This is a genomic window from Paenibacillus sp. MDV22-iso6 (assembly GCF_058408365.1).
Genome location: NZ_JBZVDZ010000008.1, coordinates 238,657 through 255,377, shown reverse-complemented (window position 1 = coordinate 255,377; position 16,721 = coordinate 238,657). Strand labels below are relative to the sequence as shown.

Genomic DNA, 16,721 nt, shown 5'->3' with positions numbered 1-16,721 from the left:
GGTCAAACCAGGGTAAGACGATTAATATTGCCTGACAAAACTTCGCATGAACGCTCGAATTTCTCACGTTCAGATGCATCCAAATTCAATTCGATAATATCCTGAATCCCATCCCCGCCAATAATGGCCGGAACACCTGCACAGACGTTGCTCTGTCCGTACTCTCCATCAAGGATTGCGGAGACAGCAATGATCTTGTGTTCATCGTTGAGAATCGAACGGGTAATATGTGCGAGTGCGTTACCGATTCCGAATTGCGTAGAACCTTTACGAGTGAAAATTTCCCAACCGGCGTCTTTCGTTTTGCGGGCGATATCTTCCAGGTCCAGATGTTTGAAGCGTTCCTTGTGCTGTTCCATAATGTGCATAATCGGTTTGCCTCCGATAGTGACATGGGACCATGCCACGAACTGGGATTCCCCATGCTCCCCGAGAGCATATCCATGCACGCTGCGTGGATCGATGGAGAAGACCTCTGACAACAGCGTTTTGAGCCGGGAGGAATCAATAGACGTACCTGTACCGATGACTCGTTCACGCGGAAGACCGGACAGCTTCCATACCATATAAGTTACTATGTCAACCGGATTGGCCGCGACGACAAAAATCCCCCGGAATCCGCTATTCATGATAGGAACAACGATATCTTTGGCAATGGACTCCGCTTCCTCCAGAATATCCAGACGAGTCTGCCCTGGCTTCGGATTCGCTCCGGCAGTCAGGACTATGACGTCCATGCTGCCGCAATCTGCATAAGTGCCAGCGTATACCTTCGTGCGGTTATGTGTGAAGTCCATGCAATGGGAAAAATCCAGCGCCTGTGCAACCGCACGGTCATACGTCCGGTCAACCATCATAATTTCTCTGCATATCGATTGATTAATCATGGAATATGCACAACTTGAACCGACAAGTCCCGCCCCGATCACCGCTACTTTACCTGATTTGCCTAACACTGCTGTTCAGCCCCCATTTACATTTGATTTATCCGTTCGTAATAATACATATGTTAAGTATAGTCCTTTATTTTATGCTAATAGCTGCTTCTACGTTACATAAGATAACACATGGAAAAGCTGTGCAGCAATGATTTCCTCTGTCGCGGGAGCGTATTGGAGTGACGGAGTTAACAAAATTGACATGAATAATTCATCCTCATAAAAAGTGACGGCGTTTGCACCAACGAATTTCGACATGACAGCATTCATGCTCATTGTCGGATGAAGGGTTATTTTTACGAATGAGGCAACTGACAAAAGCTCTTATGAATCCGCAGAAACAGAAGAAAAGCGTCAAAGGGATCTGCAAAGAGACTGACGAATACATACGGACAAGCAAATGAAATATGCGTACTTGATCCATGAGACAGGTTGACCCGATCCGATGACAGTTCCAAAAGGGAACGCTGAAGCCACTACCTTATATTCAAAAAGACTTCATTCCGGGAGGGAATAATAATGATTGAAGAAGTAGGAGCAACGACGGAAACGGCCAAGAGCCTGGGCATTGGTGCCAGTACTCTTCGTAAATATGCGGCAGCGCTTGAGGAACAAGGGTATCGATTCGAGCGTTCCGCCAACAAATCCAGATTGTTCAAGTCGGACGATATCGAGTGCATCGAACGCCTGATGACAGAACTTAGGGAACATAACCTGCCACTTGCAGATGCTGTGGTGACCGTACTGACTCCAGACGTGCCTGTGATGGTAATGGAGGAGGCCTCAGTGGCAGAATGTGCGGCAACAGTGATGCCTGCAATATTTCCTGAGGAACCTGAACTAACTGGAGCATTGAGATCTTATGAAGGTCTGGGACAACTGGTGAGTGAAGTGACTTACGGTGCTGTCGGACAGCAGGATGATCAGGTCCAGCTGCTGCAGCATCGGGTGGACGAACTAGAGTTAACGCTGCAGCATCTGGCGGATACCCATCTTGCTCTCCAGGAGCAGATGGAGAAGCAGCGCCTATGGATGAATGAGAAGCTGGAAGAGGAGCGAGACCGTGAACTGGTCACCAATCTACGCAGCTTCCAGGGAAGAAAACGCAAACCCAAAGGAACATCGCTTCGAATGTTGTTCGGGCTGCTGCCCAAAAAGCACAAAGAAGCCTGAGAACCCTGTCCATGCTCGTCGTGATTTTACACAGCTAGCTTGGTATAATGAGCCCATACAACAACAAGACTGGCTGCTGATCTGCTCTGCTTAAACGGAAAACAGGAGATCAGATGGCTGGCGTGGGAGGACCTGTGGAGCTGCGACGAAGCTGGCAAAGACTACTCGGCCTATGGACTGATCGTCCCCGGAGGAAAGGTACGAAGATCGCCGGGTGTTATACGATATATGACTTGCTTGGTATGGGAAGTTATGGACTGACATACCTGTGTACCGATGAACAGACTGGTAAGGATGTAGCGTTAAAAGAATCGAAACCCAGCAAGGGTAGACTCGCTGTACGGTTGCTGGACAGGGAGGCGGATGTGATGAATCGGATGGATCATCCGGCCATCCCTAAGTTGCTGGATGTGTTCACATATCGGGCGCGCAGTTACATTGTCACCGAGTATATCCTTGGGGAGACACTGGAACAGTGCATATTCGAGCAAGGCCGCAAATATACGGAACAGGATTGTCTGGAGCTGGTAAAACAACTGCTGGCTCCCATTGTGCATGTTCATGAGCAGGGATATATTCATGGGGATGTCCGTATTCCAAATGTCATTTTACGTGACGGGCAGGTGCATTTGATTGATTTTGGCCTGGCGCGGCGCATGGGGGAGCCGTTGTTGCCTGAGCTAAAACGCCGGATGCGTGAATTGCCCGAGCCTGAAGATGAACTGGCTGCGCCGGACCAGGATTTGCAGGATCTCGGTCATTTTCTTTTGTTCATGCTGTATTCCGCTTACGAGCCAGATAAGGGCCGCAAACCGGCTAGCTGGCAGGAAGAACTCAAGCTTACGCCGGAAGTTCACGATATGCTGGAACGACTGCTTGGACTTCGTCCAGGCTATGAAGGTGGAGCGCTGGAATTACAGGTGGATATTGACCGTGTGCTGATAAAGTTGCGATGAAGAAATAAATAAGGGTTGTTTTGCTAACCGTGAAGACGGCTGGCAGAACAACCCTTTTAATACATATACGATGATTTAGCGCCAGTCTAGCTGGAGCTGTATTTCCTGCTTTTATAATAACCGGAGCCGTGGCGGCTATCCCGACGCTTCGCATCCGAAGATGAATAGCGTTGATAGGCACGCTTGCCTGAGGAACTGCTGTGACGTTTATATGAGCGTCTATCCGATGAGCTGTTACGCCTACGATGAGATGAAGATTTAGAATCGAGGAGTTTGCCGATAATCTTTTTGAACATGAAAGTTCATCCTTTCGTCTTCAACCGTTTTAAGCATATACGGGGCTCTGTTGGAGTGGGTTTCGGATTTTTTAAGGGGGATTATATTCATTGGACAGGGGCTAGGCGTATAATAGAATGTTGAGGATTACACGGAATTTTTTATTTTGAGCATTTCGCGTTACAATAGAAGACAGGATGAGATTTTAACGGACAGGAGTAGTTGTAATGATTACGTTGAAGACCAATGAACAAATCGAACTTATGAAGAAGGCCGGAGAAATTCTTGCCGCATGCCATAGAGAAATCGCAGGAATGATCCGTCCAGGGATTACGACACAGGAAATTGATCAGTTTGCAGAAGCTTTTATGAAGAAAAATGGCGCTACGCCGGAACAAAAGGGATACAACGGGTACCAATATGCGACATGTGCGTCGGTTAATGATGTGATCTGTCATGGATTCCCGGGAAAATATGTACTGCAGGATGGAGACATCGTTACGATTGATATGGTCGTGAATCTGAACGGCTGGCTGGCCGATTCGGCGTGGTCGTATGCGGTGGGTCAGGTGACTCCAGAAGCACAACATCTATTGGACGTTACCAAAACATCTCTCTACAAAGGGATTGAACTGGCTGTGATCGGCAACCGGATCGGTGATATCTCCAATGCGATTCAGACGTATGCAGAAGGTGAAGGTCTATCGGTTGTCCGTGAATTTATCGGTCATGGGATCGGCGAGAAAATGCATGAGGAACCACAGGTGCCTCACTACGGCCCACCACACCGTGGTCCACGTCTCAAGGAAGGCATGGTTATTACCATTGAGCCGATGCTGAACATTGGTACGTACCGTAGCAAGCTGGACTCGGATGGTTGGACAGCACGTACTCAGGATGGAAGTCTGTCTGCCCAATATGAGCATACGATTGCCATTACAGCAGATGGTCCTGTCATTCTGACTGCTCAATAATTACGCTCAATGTCTCCAATGTGATGATATTTGCATATTTCAAGGCGGCCCACGTTTGTGATCCGCCTGTTTCGGTTTAAACTATTTAGAGGCGATACACATAGAGCCGGTGGTGAATGATATCAGCTGACAGAGGGTTATCCCCTGTCCACTGGCAAGAAGGAGGTCATTTTGGTGTCTGAAAATAAACAGATCGTACTTGCGTCTCGTCCCGAAGGTGCCCCATCCAGAGAAGACTTTAAATTCATTGATGCACCCCTTCCTGAACCGGAAGCAGGACAAGTCCTGGTACGTACGCTATATTTGTCTGTAGATCCATACATGCGGGGCCGCATGAAAGATACAAAATCCTATGCCCCCCCCTATGCGTTGAATGAAGTGATCAAGGGCGGAACGATTGGGCAGGTGGTGGAGTCTTCGGAACCCAATCTGCGCAAAGGGGATTTGGTATCCGGCATGTGGGGCTGGCAGCAGTATGCAGCCGTAAATACGGGAGATATTTCCTTGATTGATACAGAAGAAGCTCCAATTACGGCTTACCTGGGTGCGCTGGGCATGACCGGTTTGACTGCTTATTTTGGCATGGAAGATATCGGTAAGCCGAAGGACGGCGAAACGGTGGTCGTATCGGGAGCAGCCGGAGCGGTAGGTATGATTGCGGGCCAGATCGCCAAGATTGTAGGTGCGCGTGTAGTCGGGATTGCAGGTTCTGACGAGAAATGTGCTTACCTGAAAGAAAAACTGGGATTCGATGTGGTGTTGAACTATAAGCACGAAGAGGATATGTCTGCTGCCATTGAACGGGCTTGCCCGGCTGGCGTAGACGTTTATTTCGACAATGTTGGCGGTGAAATCTCCGATGCGGTACTAAGCCATATTAATCGGAATGCACGTATTCCACTCTGTGGACAGATTTCGTCATATAATCTGGAGAAGCCGGATATCGGCATGCGCCCGCAGACGTTACTATTAACGAATACAGCGTTGATGAAAGGTTTCCTGGTGGGTGATTATGCCAAGTCCTTTAAGGAAGGCCGTGCCAAACTAGCAAAATGGATCAAGGAAGGCCACTTACAGTTTGAAGAAAACATTGTGGAAGGTTTTGACCAGACACCGGAAGCATTTATAGGCCTCTTCTCTGGAGATAACCTGGGCAAACAGCTTGTCAAGGTTGCGGACCCTGAATAGATATAGAATCCCTTGAATATATGCCAGAACAGGAAAAGACACGTTCCGCACGGTGAAGTGCACAGAACGTGTCTTTTTAGTTGTTAGGAAGTTGCGATGATGCTAAGATTCGGCAGCAACAACTTCCTTATAGTGCTTGTACATATATACCCGCCAGCGTACGATCATACCGAAGGCCAGAAGGAAGAACAACCCACCCGTTTGAGGAATGCTCACATAACGCTGAATGACTTCGTGCAGGATTAGACGTATTGCCAGCAATCCAAGCAGAATGAACGCGAAGCTTCGTGAACGTGTGGCGAAAATTTCTTCATTAACTCGTTCAAAGCGAGTACTGCGTATGAGGGGGTAAGAGAATATAAACCAGCCCACCAACAGTGCGATAAGTGCCCATAGAAGCGGGACATGTGTCTGGGGTACAACAAACATGAGAAAACCCGTGCTCATTCCCAGTGGGGGAATAAGTATTTTGCGAATGGTTACCGGACGGTGGCTGGCTTTCATTCGAATAAAAATGGCAAGCAGGGCCATGACGAGCATACCCAGAGTTGCACCGATCTGAAGGTAAGACGGACTGATTTGAGCCACGTAAAACTCCCTCTTTCTGGAATAATATGTTATCCGGACATCCGGAACATGATGCGAATTACCGGAATTTTCTGTTTCTATTATATCACAAACGAAGAAAGCCGATAGAATGCTTAGTGTATCATTTACCCGGATTGTATATGCAGGATTCATTTGAAAAATTTGTATTATTGTACCCACTGTGAGGCGGTTTATTCGAATAAGGGGAATTCAGGAAATGAACGAACATTTAGGGTCATAAAAATCGGTGATTACAAGACAGATAACCAAGTGGGTCATATAGAGCTTGTCATGCGAGTGCACAAACATATGAAACAGATGAAAGAGCGTGGACGTATTATATACATTCCCGATCCAATCTATGGGTGGATGGGCTACAGGAGGAAGGACAGTAAGAACGGAAAGGAGTAATATGCCGATCATAGGAATACCTTGGAACAGAGCAAGGAGGAATACGCTTCATGAATAGAAATCACAGGCCACTCACGGTATGGACTTTGGCTTGCCTGACCGTGGTATCAGTGGTTCTGGTTATCCCCTGGATTTTGTGGCAATCACAGGCACCGACACAGCTTAACATCATGATTGTCGACAAAAGTAAACCGGACTTGTCCTATGTGGGGCATAAGGGACTAGTCTGGATTCTGAATCAGCAGAAGATTGTCCAACAGACAGGGGAACATTATACGTATGAAGAAGACTACTACGGATATGATATACAGAACGGGATCTCCCGGATTGAACGGAAATTGCCGGATGAGGTGACCGACACGGACCTGATCTATCTGACGGCGAATCATCATATTTCATCTACAGATACGAATGAACGTATACAAGGCAAAGCTTATGAAGGTCTTACGATATATGATGCGCACAAAATTCGTGAAGCTGCAACCAAAGGCGTAACGATTGTCGCTGAGTTTAGCGCCTTGTCGAATGCTGTTTCGAACATGACAAGAGAGCAATTGTATCCGATTCTGGGCATGAAAAGCAGCGGATGGCAGGGGAGATCGGTATCGGATCTGCAGAGCTTGGATGAAGTGCCACAGAAGGTACGAATGAACTATGAGCTTAGGGAGAAAAAAGAGTGGCCCTATCATGGAGCAGGTATTGTACTGATTCATGAGGATGGACGTGTGATTGTACTGAAGCAAGGCCGTGATGTAAAGACCGGTGACATAAAGCTCTCCTTTACACAGGAAGGTGGGAAATGGAGTGGAATTACCCGGGATATCTATTACAGCGAATGGTTTGACATCATTGTGCCTGAACAACAGACTACTGTACTGGCTTGGTATAAGACGGATCTAACGGAGAGTGGTCAGCTGAAACTGATGGACGCAGGTATTCCGGCGGAATTCGCTGCTCTTATCCGGTATGAGGGCTATAATCGGACGTATTATATGGCAGGATCATTCGGAGAGCTGGAGCATTATTCGTTCTGGCGCCGTATCAAGGGATGGGATGTGGTAAAAACGAAGCTCACACCGGATCAAAAGGGCGTCCCGGATCGGTTTTACTGGAAAGTATATGTACCCGTGATGAAGAAGATTTTGCAGGAAGTCCAGACAGGGCAAGCACCCTGGCAATAGAAAAGCCGTTCCTTTGGTAGCGGGACGGTAGGATACATAAGGAGAGGCTGCAGATCATCTGCAGCCCTCCTCCATTTTCCATCAAGATATATCAGGTTTTATGAATGAAGATGTTGCAACCCATTCAGGAAAGCGGCCACGGACAGTTGCAGGCTCTCATCCGGGTCAAAGTTCATACCGAAGCCACCCTTCTCACCCATGGAGGCGAAGCCGTGGCAAAGACTGCGTAAACCGCGAACGGCATGGAGCGTTTCCGCTTCACTTAGCGTATAGGGCTGCAACAGGCGGAGCAGCAGATCTAGGGCAGCTGTACTCTCCACAACGAGCTGCGGTTCCTGACGGTCCGGGGCATGGAAAAAGGCTTCGTACAGCCCTGGATGCTTGCGGACGAAGCCGATATATGCAGCAGCGACCTCCTGAATGGCTTCGTCACCCGAACGGCCGACAGAAGCCTCAGTTAATGCAAGCCTGAGCTGCTGTGCGGACATCAACGCCATTTCCTGGCGAAGCCCGGGAAGACCGTTGATGTGGTTGTAAAGCGACGGGGAGCGCACATCCAGCCGCTGGGCCAGAGCGGCCAGTGTTAGCGAATGGAATCCGTCACTGTCGGCAAGCTGGGTGGCGGCGCTTAATAGAGCGCCGCGATCCAGCCCTTGGCGGGGGCTCAAAGTTGCCCCCCGGCAGGGCGCAGCCGCTGCTCTGCGTCTGCTGTAGCTGCGCGCATGGCCGCGGCGGGCTGACGCAGCATTCGTCCGTGCCCTACAGCGAGCACGGACGGCTCCAGCTCAGCCAGGCGCTTGGCGCTGGCAAGAGCAAGTTCACGGTTCCACGTCGCCAGCGCGGGGAACGGAAAGAGCGGGCGCAGGCGGCCGGATACGGCGAGGCCGCCGTGCAGCTGATACGCGTCGCCAGCGATGAGCACGCGGCTGCGCGTATCCATGAAGGCCATATGGCCCGGCGTATGGCCTGGGGTAGCAATGGCGACCAGGGATCCGATCCGGTCGCCGTCATCGAGCAAGCGATCCGGCCGGGTGCGGATCGCTTTGGGAACACTGCCGCGTATCGGAGTCTGTGGCTCGCCGGGAAGCAGGGAGGCGTCTCCGCCAAGCAGTGGGGCATCTCTTCTTGAGATGCAGACCTCGGCTTCAGGCAGCGCCTCCTTAAGACCATCCAGTGCACCAACATGGTCACCATGGGCGTGAGTCAGAATAATTCTGATAATCGGTTTGCCCAAGGATTGTGCAGTAGCCAAAATCCCCTTGAGACTGAATGGCATTCCGGCATCAATAAGGGTAAACCCCTCTTTTTCTTCAACAAGATATACGTTCACAGGGAAGAGGCGTGGAAGGAATGAAACTTGGACAACATCATGCTCACGTGTAATTCGCATCATTGAATCCTCCTTAAAACTAATGTTGTTAGTAATATAACTAATGTCATTAGTTTTTGCAATACCCTATGTAGATTTGCTTAAAAAATAGCATATTTTAAAATCCCAAAACACTTTACAAAAAAAGCGTTTTCAAAATAGGAATAACCGATTATAATAATCTCGTAAGCCCTTTCATATGTCTATCTTATTGGAGCCTTTCGCGAAGCGATAGGCTCACTTTTTTTGTTCTGTTCCCTCAAAACCCGGAGGAACTCAACCTTTTTACTAAGCCTATGAAGGGCCTGTATATACTGGTATGACAGGGGGAATCAGGTTTTCTAACCCCTAAGTTGATAATGTTGACAAACATAACTGTTATTCCTATAATAACAGTTATACTTACCTTGGATTGAATTTTCAGCGGTGAACGATATGCCGGGAAGGGAGTAAGTAATGAACAGTGAATTTACCATTGCTGTGCACTGTCTGGTCTTTCTGTCCATGAAGGATGAGTGTATGGCCAATAGTGAAGACTTGTCTCAAAGTGTTGGTACGCATCCAGCCAGAGTACGCAAGGTGCTTAGTGTGCTGCGGAAGCATGGATACCTGACCACCAAGGAAGGTGCCCACGGTGGATATCTGCTCAGCCGTCCGAGTGAAGAAATCAAGCTTGGAGAACTGTACAGACTGGTAGCAGGTGGATCACTTGGTCCCAGCTGGTGTTCGGGAGAATCCGGTTCAACGTGCGTTGTTTCTTCCAATATGCAGGATGTGATGGGAAGTATCTACGATGGAGGCGAAGAAGCATTAAGCGCTTATTTTGACCGTATATCCATTGAGGATGTGAAGCATCGTATCGGTAATGGGGAAGAATGTTCTTTGTCTATGGAACCCTTGGCCATGAAGGATAGGTCGTGACAGAACTGATCGTTAACAGCTCTTCATGACCTGGCCTTGGACTGCTGCTATCAGGCATGGTGGACAAGCTATATAAGGGCGTTTGCTCCGGTTGTAAGATCCGTTGATGTTTCAGGCGATTCCGGGCATAACGTGAACACAGATGGAAGCGATCGTCTGCGCTGATGTTATTTTCGGAAGGTGAGTACTCGGTAGAGTTTGACCTTGCGAACGTAAAAAAATAAAAAAAGAATTTGGGGAGTGGAACGCATGTCCAGCATTGAAAACAATGAAACACTTCGCGTGATTAACGAACGTCACGCTGTCAAAAAGTACGAAAGTGGTTTTGTTATGCCTGAAGCAGATCTGAACGCTATCCTGACTGCCGCTTCCGAAGCACCGTCTTCATGGAACCTGCAACACTGGAAATTCCTCGTGATCGAATCCGAAGCAGACAAAGCCAAGTTGCTGCCAATCGCTTACGGCCAAAGTCAAATCACAGACAGCTCCGTTACGATCGCTGTACTCGGAGATTTGGAAGCAAACCGCAACGCCGTGATTTATGATCAGGCTGTTGAAGCAGGTGCGATCCCGGCTGAAGTTCGTGACGCATTGGTTGGACAGATCAACGGTGCTTACCAAAATCCGCAAATCGCCCGTGACGAAGCAATCCGCAATGCATCTTTTGCTTCACAGAACATTATGCTTGCTGCACGTTCCCTGGGATATGATACTTGCCCAATGGGTGGTTACAACCCGCAACAATTGATCGAAACATTCAACATCCCTGCGCGTTATTTACCAACGTTGTTGATCACTGTAGGTAAAGCTGCAGTACCAGCTCGTCCGGCAGGTCGTTTCCCGCTGTCCGAAGTTGTTGTTAAAGGTTCTTTCTAAGACTGATTTTGGATCAGTTATCGCTATAGAGAGTAATATATATAACGTAAATAGCCGCATGTCCCCTTTAGAGGGAACATGCGGCTATTTGGTATTTAAATGATGAAGAAGGGCATTATTTCTCTGGTGTTTCCGGGATTTTCGGTGCATTGAAATCTTCCAGATACTCAATTGCGTTATACATCATAACCGCAGCTTCGGCGCGGGTAATCGTTTCCTTCGGATTGAAGTTGCCTTCTGCATCGAGTGTATTAATCTTCAAGACAAGGGAACGTTGAACAGCACCTTGAAATTCTGGAGTCAGCTCTTTTTCATCCGTGATGTCTACAGGTTTGATGTTAATCATCGGCAGGCCGCCTTTGGCTTCAATGCCCTGCATCAAGAAAAGGGTATACTGTTCACGGGTCAACGCCTTGGAAGGATCGATATCGTTGGACATCTTAATGCCATTGAATTGGGCACGGACAAAAGCATCACTGTACCATACGCCATCTTTTACGTTGGAGAAGTAGTCACTTGGCAGGGGTTGTTTGATAAAACGAATCGTGTCCAAATTCAGATGGAGGCCATCTGTAATGAGCTGGATACCCTGAGCTGTGTTTAGTTCCTGTTCCGGTTTGAACAAGCTATCACTCACGCCTTTGATTAAACCATCCTGATGTAGGGATTCAATCTTGTCTGCCCCTACAATACCTTGAATATCAGTGAATTCCGCTTGAGCGGCGTGAATCGGACCAGCGCTCAGAGAAAGGGTAAGTAAAGCTCCGGCTGTTAATGTAGCTAATATATTTTTTTTCATATCAGATTCGCCTCACTTTTCCAGGGAGTATCCCTTTGTATAAAAGTTATTTGTCCCTATAGACGACCCTATTCCTCAAAAGGTTGCTGTAATTTTCCATTGTTTTTCTACAAGAAATTCTGTTGGAATATGTACAAAGTGAATGGACTATTGTAAGGCCTTATGCTTTGTATTATGGTGAGGAAAGATAACCACTGAAGCAAAGGTCTGTGATTTGGGTAAGTACATAACAGTGGAATCAACTATTCGGGTTACAACTTCTTATAATTGCATGTAATTAGAGTGTAAGGTTAATCATTTGAATCAATAAGGAGAGAATGAGACGATGGAACCGACAGCAACGAATGAAGCTTTTTTCTATACAGGTACTTATGCATCAGCAGAACAGCCGGGGATTTTTCTATGTGCGTTAAACAAGGAAACAGGCGAGTTGCGGATTGTAAATCATATGGATGGGGTGGATAATCCATCCTATCTGGCTTTATCTCCGGATGGGAATGGTCTGTACGTGGTAAGTGAGACAGATGAGGGAGAGGTGCTGGTCTATCGCAGGGATGCCGCAACGGGTGAGCTGCACTTGATGGATCGCAAGTTAACAAAGGGCGCTTCGCCTTGTTATGTGTCTGTCACGGAGGACGGCAAGTGGGTGCTGACTTCGAACTACAGCAGTGGTAGTGTGAACGTATTCCCGGTAGGAGATCAAGGCACGCTTGAAGAGATGAGTGCGCTGATTGAGCATACAGGAAGAGGGCAGAATGATGACCGTCAAGAAGGGCCGCACGCCCACTCCATTCAACCAGACCCTTCGGGTCAGTACGCCATTGTCTGTGATCTGGGTCTGGATCAGATTATTGTGTATCGTCAGGAAGAAGGCCGCCTGGTAACGCATCGTGAGACGAATCAGCCTCCAGGCTCCGGACCGAGACATCTCGTCTTCCACCCAAGCTCGAAATGGGCCTATGTGATTAATGAATTGAGTAACACCGTTACGGCGTTCATGTATGATCAACGCAGAGGTGAGTTCACTACGTTGCAGCATATCACCACACTGCCTGAAGGACATTCTGGAGAAGGTACGGCAGCGGATATCCGTGTGTCCCCGTGTGGTCGTTTCCTCTATGCTTCCAACCGTGGGGACGACAGCATTGTGCTGTATCACATTGACCAGGAATCCGGTGAATTGGAGGCAATAGAGTGGACTTCCACTATTGGTCAGACTCCGCGTAACTTCAACCTGCTTGCCGGTGGTATTCTGCTGGTGGCCAATCAGGACAGCAACAACCTGGTTGCTTTTCAGATCAATGGTGAAGATGGACGTCTGACACACAACGGATTCAAATTGGAAATACCCCGCCCAGTGTGTATTGCTCCGGTAGTATAAGGTGGGATGAAACAACATTCTTGTTACGTTCAGATTCCGATCGAGCGTGTGAGAAAGAAGCATCCAAGTCGAAAGATTCATCTTTCGGCTTTTTCCTTTTTTTCATACATGAAATTACTAAGTTAGACCTATAGATGGAATTATATGTTTAATTTAAAATAAATATATTAAAGCGCTTACATGGATGCGAGATGGCGCTACCAAGGGCATCGGGCTTACCAATTCGATTGGGGAGGCAATGGCTTTATGGGAAAACGATCGTTATGGAAGCGTACATTGCGGACCGCAGGTGTGTCACTGTTGAGTTCTGCGCTACTGGTTACTTCGCTGGGTCTTGGAGACACGTCGGTCACTCATGCTGCGGGTGCCCGTCAGATGGAGTTTCTGGACCGAGGTGTAGTTGCAGTGAAGACAGGCACAGGTGTGTTCGTTAGCTGGCGGCTTCTGGGTACGGAAGGGTCGAATGTATCGTTTAATGTCTATCGGGATGGAACCAAGGTAAACGCATCGCCCATAACGAACAGCACCAACCTCCAGGATACAAGCGGGACAAACAGTTCCAAATATACGGTTCGAGCCGTAGTCAGTGGAACCGAACAGGCTGCTTCGACGGCAGCGAGCGTATGGGGAAATAATTATTTGTCTGTACCTCTCAGTGTACCCACAGGAGGCACAACACCGGATGGTGTAGCCTACACGTACAGTGCCAATGATGCGAGTGCAGGCGATGTGGACGGGGACGGCGAGTATGAACTGATTGTGAAGTGGGACCCGTCCAACTCCAAGGATAATTCCCAAAGCGGCTACACGGGTGAAGTATTTATCGATGCCTACAAATTGAATGGAACGCGCCTATGGCGAATTAGTCTGGGTAAAAATATCCGTGCCGGTGCTCATTACACCCAGTTCATGGTGTACGATCTGGACGGAGATGGCAAGGCCGAAGTGGCGATGAAAACGGCTGATGGTACGAAGGATGGTACGGGAGTAGTCATCGGGGATGCCAGCAAGGATTATCGTAATTCCAGCGGATACGTTCTGTCCGGACCGGAGTTCCTTACGATCTTTAATGGACAGACCGGCAAAGCACTTTCCACGGTGAACTACGAACCAGCGCGCGGTAATGTGTCCGATTGGGGAGACAACTATGGCAACCGGGTCGATCGATTCCTTGCTGCGATTGCGTATTTGGATGGGGAGCGGCCCAGTCTGGTCATGGCGCGTGGATACTACACCCGAACCGTGCTGGTGGCGTACAACTGGCGGGATGGACAATTGACGAAACAATGGACTTTTGATTCCAATACATCAGGTAATTCCGGTTATGCTGGACAAGGTAATCATAATCTGAGTGTGGCGGACGTGGATGGCGATGGCAAAGATGAGATCGTATATGGCGCGATGGCGGTAGATGATAACGGCAAAGGACTCTATACGACAGGGCTTCATCATGGGGATGCAATGCATCTCAGTGATCTGGACCCGGATCGTGCAGGACTTGAAGTATTTCAGGTGCATGAGACAGCATCCAATGCCGGAGTGGAATTCCGTGATGCGCGTACAGGTCAGTTGATCTGGGGCATACCTACGACAAAAGATATTGGACGCGGCATGGCAGCCGATATCGATCCACGTTATAAGGGTGCTGAAGTCTGGGCAGATGGTGGTTTGTATACAGCCAAAGGGCAGAAAATTGGGACAACCCTGCCTTCCTCCACGAATTTTGGTATCTGGTGGGATGGTGACCTGCTCCGCGAATTGCTGGACAGCAACCGGATTGATAAATGGGACTACGCCAATAGCCAAACGGTTAATCTGTTGACGGCATCCGGTGTTTCTTCCAATAATGGAACGAAGTCCACACCGAATCTGCAGGCTGACCTGTTCGGCGACTGGAGAGAAGAAGTGGTATGGCGGACCAATGACAGCTCTGCACTGCGTATCTACACGACAACAGCCGTTACGGACAAACGGATCTACACCCTGATGCATGATCCGGTATACCGTCTTGGCGTAGCTTGGCAAATGTAGCCTATAACCAACCGCCACACACGGGCTTTTATTTGGGAGATAGCATGAGCACGCCTCCCGTACCGAATATCCGGTACGCTGGCAAATAAGGGGGAAAGGGCATGAACTCATGCCAACCCCAGGAATGATGTTACAGCGAATTAAACTTACCGCTGACAAGGGAACAACGGACTTTGGTCCGTTGTTCTTCTTTTTCTGCCATTTACACAGATATTCGGTAGAAATCGGAAAAAAACGTTTGACAGTCATATGTACTGCCCTTATGATACGTATATAACTCACTAAACAGGTAGGAATAATAAAAATGACTATGCTCTATTTGCGGAAGCAGTCATTTACAGTCACATAAGAGATCGTAACGTGAACAGAATAACGTTCTCACCGTATAGACGGAGGAACACCGCAGCGCATCATTTCTGGATGAAGCATACACGGCCTTTGGGCCGGCATGACTTTATGAGGGAGAAGTGCGCGGGGGTTCCTCCGTTTTTTGTTTTTTTTCGGTGCGTTCCATGCTGTTCAGCCTGTTGAGGTAATCTTGCAGATCCATTCGGGGGGAGTGTTATCTATGAAAAAGAGAATTCATAAGGGTATTCTGGTTGGTCTGGCATTGGTGTTAACAGGGGTACTGGCGGCATGCGGATCGGATAGCGGTGGCTCGAATGCGGCAGCAACATCGGGGGGAACGGAAGGTGGCAAAGAAGGGGCAAAAGCGATCGAGCTGCTGAATGTATCCTATGATCCGACACGTGAACTCTATGAGCAATATAACAAGGCATTTGCGGCGTATTGGCTGAAAGAGAAAGGTCAGGAAGTAACGGTTAAGCAGTCTCATGGCGGTTCAGGTAAACAAAGTCGTTCTGTTATTGATGGGCTGGACGCGGATGTGGTTACTCTGGCATTGGGATACGATATCGATGCTATTGAAGATAAAGGTCTGATCAATGCGGGGTGGCAGGATAAATACGAGCACAACAGCTCCCCGTATACGTCAACGATCGTGTTTTTGGTACGCAAAGGCAATCCGAAAGGCATTAAGGACTGGGATGATCTCATCAAGGGAGATACCCAAGTCATTACCCCAAATCCGAAAACGTCCGGCGGAGCGCGTTGGAACTATCTGGCTGCTTGGGGATATGCGCTCAAACATAACAACAATGATGAAGAGAAGGCCAAAGCATTTGTTGCAGAACTGTTCAAACATGCGCCTGTCCTTGACTCTGGAGCACGTGGAGCGACGACTACGTTTGTAGAGCGCGGTATCGGTGATGTACTGCTTGCATGGGAGAATGAGGCTTTCTTGTCAGTTAAAGAGCTGGGACCGGACAAATTCGATATTGTGGTGCCTTCGGTCAGTATTTTGGCTGAACCACCTGTAGCGATTGTAGATAAAAATGCAGACAAAAAGGGCAGCCGCGAAGTGGCGGACGCCTATCTGAAATATTTGTACAGCGAAGAGGGGCAGACCATTGCTGCCGAGAACTATTACCGTCCAACCCTGGACAGCGTGAAGGAAAAGTTCAAGGATCAGTTCCCGCAGCTTGAGCTGTTCACATTGGACGATGTATTTGGTACATGGCGCGATACCCAGGCCAAGCACTTTAATGACGGCGGTATCTTTGACCAGATCTATGTGCCGGGCAGCTGATGCATCTGCCA

Annotated in this window: 14 protein-coding genes and 2 pseudogenes; 10 read left to right on the top strand and 6 right to left on the bottom strand. The window is 48.5% G+C overall.

Annotated features, from left to right (window positions below; genetic code table 11):
- Window positions 1–2: 2 nt before the first annotated feature.
- Complete coding sequence (locus AC4PM4_RS22880) at window positions 3–956, bottom strand: L-lactate dehydrogenase (RefSeq protein WP_491614646.1); 954 nt, start codon at window positions 954–956, stop codon at window positions 3–5.
- Window positions 957–1,457: 501 nt separating this feature from the next.
- Between AC4PM4_RS22880 and AC4PM4_RS22875 the strand changes: the two genes are divergently transcribed.
- The 4 genes from AC4PM4_RS22875 (at window position 1,458) to AC4PM4_RS22860 (ending at window position 5,505) form a co-directional block, all read left to right on the top strand.
- On the top strand, window positions 1,458–2,111 hold the full coding sequence (locus AC4PM4_RS22875; RefSeq protein WP_079695818.1) for a MerR family transcriptional regulator: 654 nt from the start codon (window positions 1,458–1,460) through the stop codon (window positions 2,109–2,111).
- Window positions 2,112–2,224: 113 nt separating this feature from the next.
- Window positions 2,225–3,067, top strand: a complete 843-nt coding sequence (locus AC4PM4_RS22870) for a serine/threonine protein kinase (RefSeq protein WP_491614645.1) — start codon at window positions 2,225–2,227, stop codon at window positions 3,065–3,067.
- A gap of 503 nt (window positions 3,068–3,570) precedes the next feature.
- Window positions 3,571–4,317 carry a type I methionyl aminopeptidase gene (map, locus tag AC4PM4_RS22865; RefSeq protein WP_491614644.1) on the top strand — a complete coding sequence of 249 codons (747 nt, stop codon included), beginning with the start codon at window positions 3,571–3,573 and terminating at the stop codon, window positions 4,315–4,317.
- Between the two features lie 174 nt (window positions 4,318–4,491).
- A complete protein-coding gene (locus tag AC4PM4_RS22860) occupies window positions 4,492–5,505 on the top strand; it encodes an NADP-dependent oxidoreductase (protein WP_491614643.1) in 1,014 nt (337 codons plus the stop codon).
- Window positions 5,506–5,607: 102 nt separating this feature from the next.
- On the opposite strand, the gene AC4PM4_RS22855 is transcribed toward AC4PM4_RS22860, so the two are convergent.
- Window positions 5,608–6,093 (bottom strand): CcdC family protein, encoded by a 486-nt coding sequence (locus AC4PM4_RS22855; protein ID WP_176854693.1) that lies wholly within the window; start codon window positions 6,091–6,093, stop codon window positions 5,608–5,610.
- A 461-nt stretch (window positions 6,094–6,554) separates the two neighbouring features.
- Here AC4PM4_RS22855 and AC4PM4_RS22850 point away from each other — a divergent pair, with 461 nt between their 5' ends.
- Entirely contained in the window at window positions 6,555–7,685 is a 1,131-nt protein-coding gene (locus AC4PM4_RS22850; RefSeq protein ID WP_491614642.1) for a hypothetical protein, read from the top strand.
- Between the two features lie 98 nt (window positions 7,686–7,783).
- Here the strand turns inward: AC4PM4_RS22850 and AC4PM4_RS22845 are convergent, their stop codons facing one another.
- From AC4PM4_RS22845 to AC4PM4_RS22835, 3 genes and pseudogenes are all read right to left on the bottom strand, one after another.
- The gene (locus tag AC4PM4_RS22845; protein WP_240321495.1) at window positions 7,784–8,173 is read right to left on the bottom strand and encodes a TetR-like C-terminal domain-containing protein; all 390 of its coding nucleotides are present in this window, start codon (window positions 8,171–8,173) and stop codon (window positions 7,784–7,786) included.
- Between the two features lie 51 nt (window positions 8,174–8,224).
- Window positions 8,225–8,353 (bottom strand): annotated as a pseudogene (locus tag AC4PM4_RS22840) (TetR family transcriptional regulator); the annotation flags it as partial.
- On the bottom strand, window positions 8,350–9,075 hold the full coding sequence (locus AC4PM4_RS22835) for an MBL fold metallo-hydrolase (protein ID WP_491614699.1): 726 nt from the start codon (window positions 9,073–9,075) through the stop codon (window positions 8,350–8,352). The gene AC4PM4_RS22835 and the pseudogene AC4PM4_RS22840, both read right to left, overlap by 4 nt.
- A gap of 435 nt (window positions 9,076–9,510) precedes the next feature.
- Between AC4PM4_RS22835 and AC4PM4_RS22830 the strand changes: the two genes are divergently transcribed.
- Complete coding sequence (locus AC4PM4_RS22830; protein WP_063566196.1) at window positions 9,511–9,975, top strand: Rrf2 family transcriptional regulator; 465 nt, start codon at window positions 9,511–9,513, stop codon at window positions 9,973–9,975.
- Between the two features lie 249 nt (window positions 9,976–10,224).
- The gene (locus AC4PM4_RS22825) at window positions 10,225–10,851 is read left to right on the top strand and encodes a nitroreductase family protein (RefSeq protein ID WP_063566195.1); all 627 of its coding nucleotides are present in this window, start codon (window positions 10,225–10,227) and stop codon (window positions 10,849–10,851) included.
- Between the two features lie 115 nt (window positions 10,852–10,966).
- Here AC4PM4_RS22825 and AC4PM4_RS22820 read toward each other — a convergent pair whose 3' ends face one another.
- A complete protein-coding gene (locus tag AC4PM4_RS22820; RefSeq protein ID WP_090954038.1) occupies window positions 10,967–11,650 on the bottom strand; it encodes an S-layer homology domain-containing protein in 684 nt (227 codons plus the stop codon).
- A 325-nt stretch (window positions 11,651–11,975) separates the two neighbouring features.
- On the opposite strand from AC4PM4_RS22820, the gene AC4PM4_RS22815 reads away from it, so the two are divergent.
- From AC4PM4_RS22815 to AC4PM4_RS22805, 3 genes and pseudogenes are all read left to right on the top strand, one after another.
- The gene (locus AC4PM4_RS22815; protein WP_491614641.1) at window positions 11,976–13,031 is read left to right on the top strand and encodes a lactonase family protein; all 1,056 of its coding nucleotides are present in this window, start codon (window positions 11,976–11,978) and stop codon (window positions 13,029–13,031) included.
- A 246-nt stretch (window positions 13,032–13,277) separates the two neighbouring features.
- Window positions 13,278–15,151, top strand: a pseudogene (locus AC4PM4_RS22810) (rhamnogalacturonan lyase).
- A 479-nt stretch (window positions 15,152–15,630) separates the two neighbouring features.
- A complete protein-coding gene (locus tag AC4PM4_RS22805) occupies window positions 15,631–16,710 on the top strand; it encodes a sulfate ABC transporter substrate-binding protein (RefSeq protein WP_064642598.1) in 1,080 nt (359 codons plus the stop codon).
- Window positions 16,711–16,721: the final 11 nt, after the last annotated feature.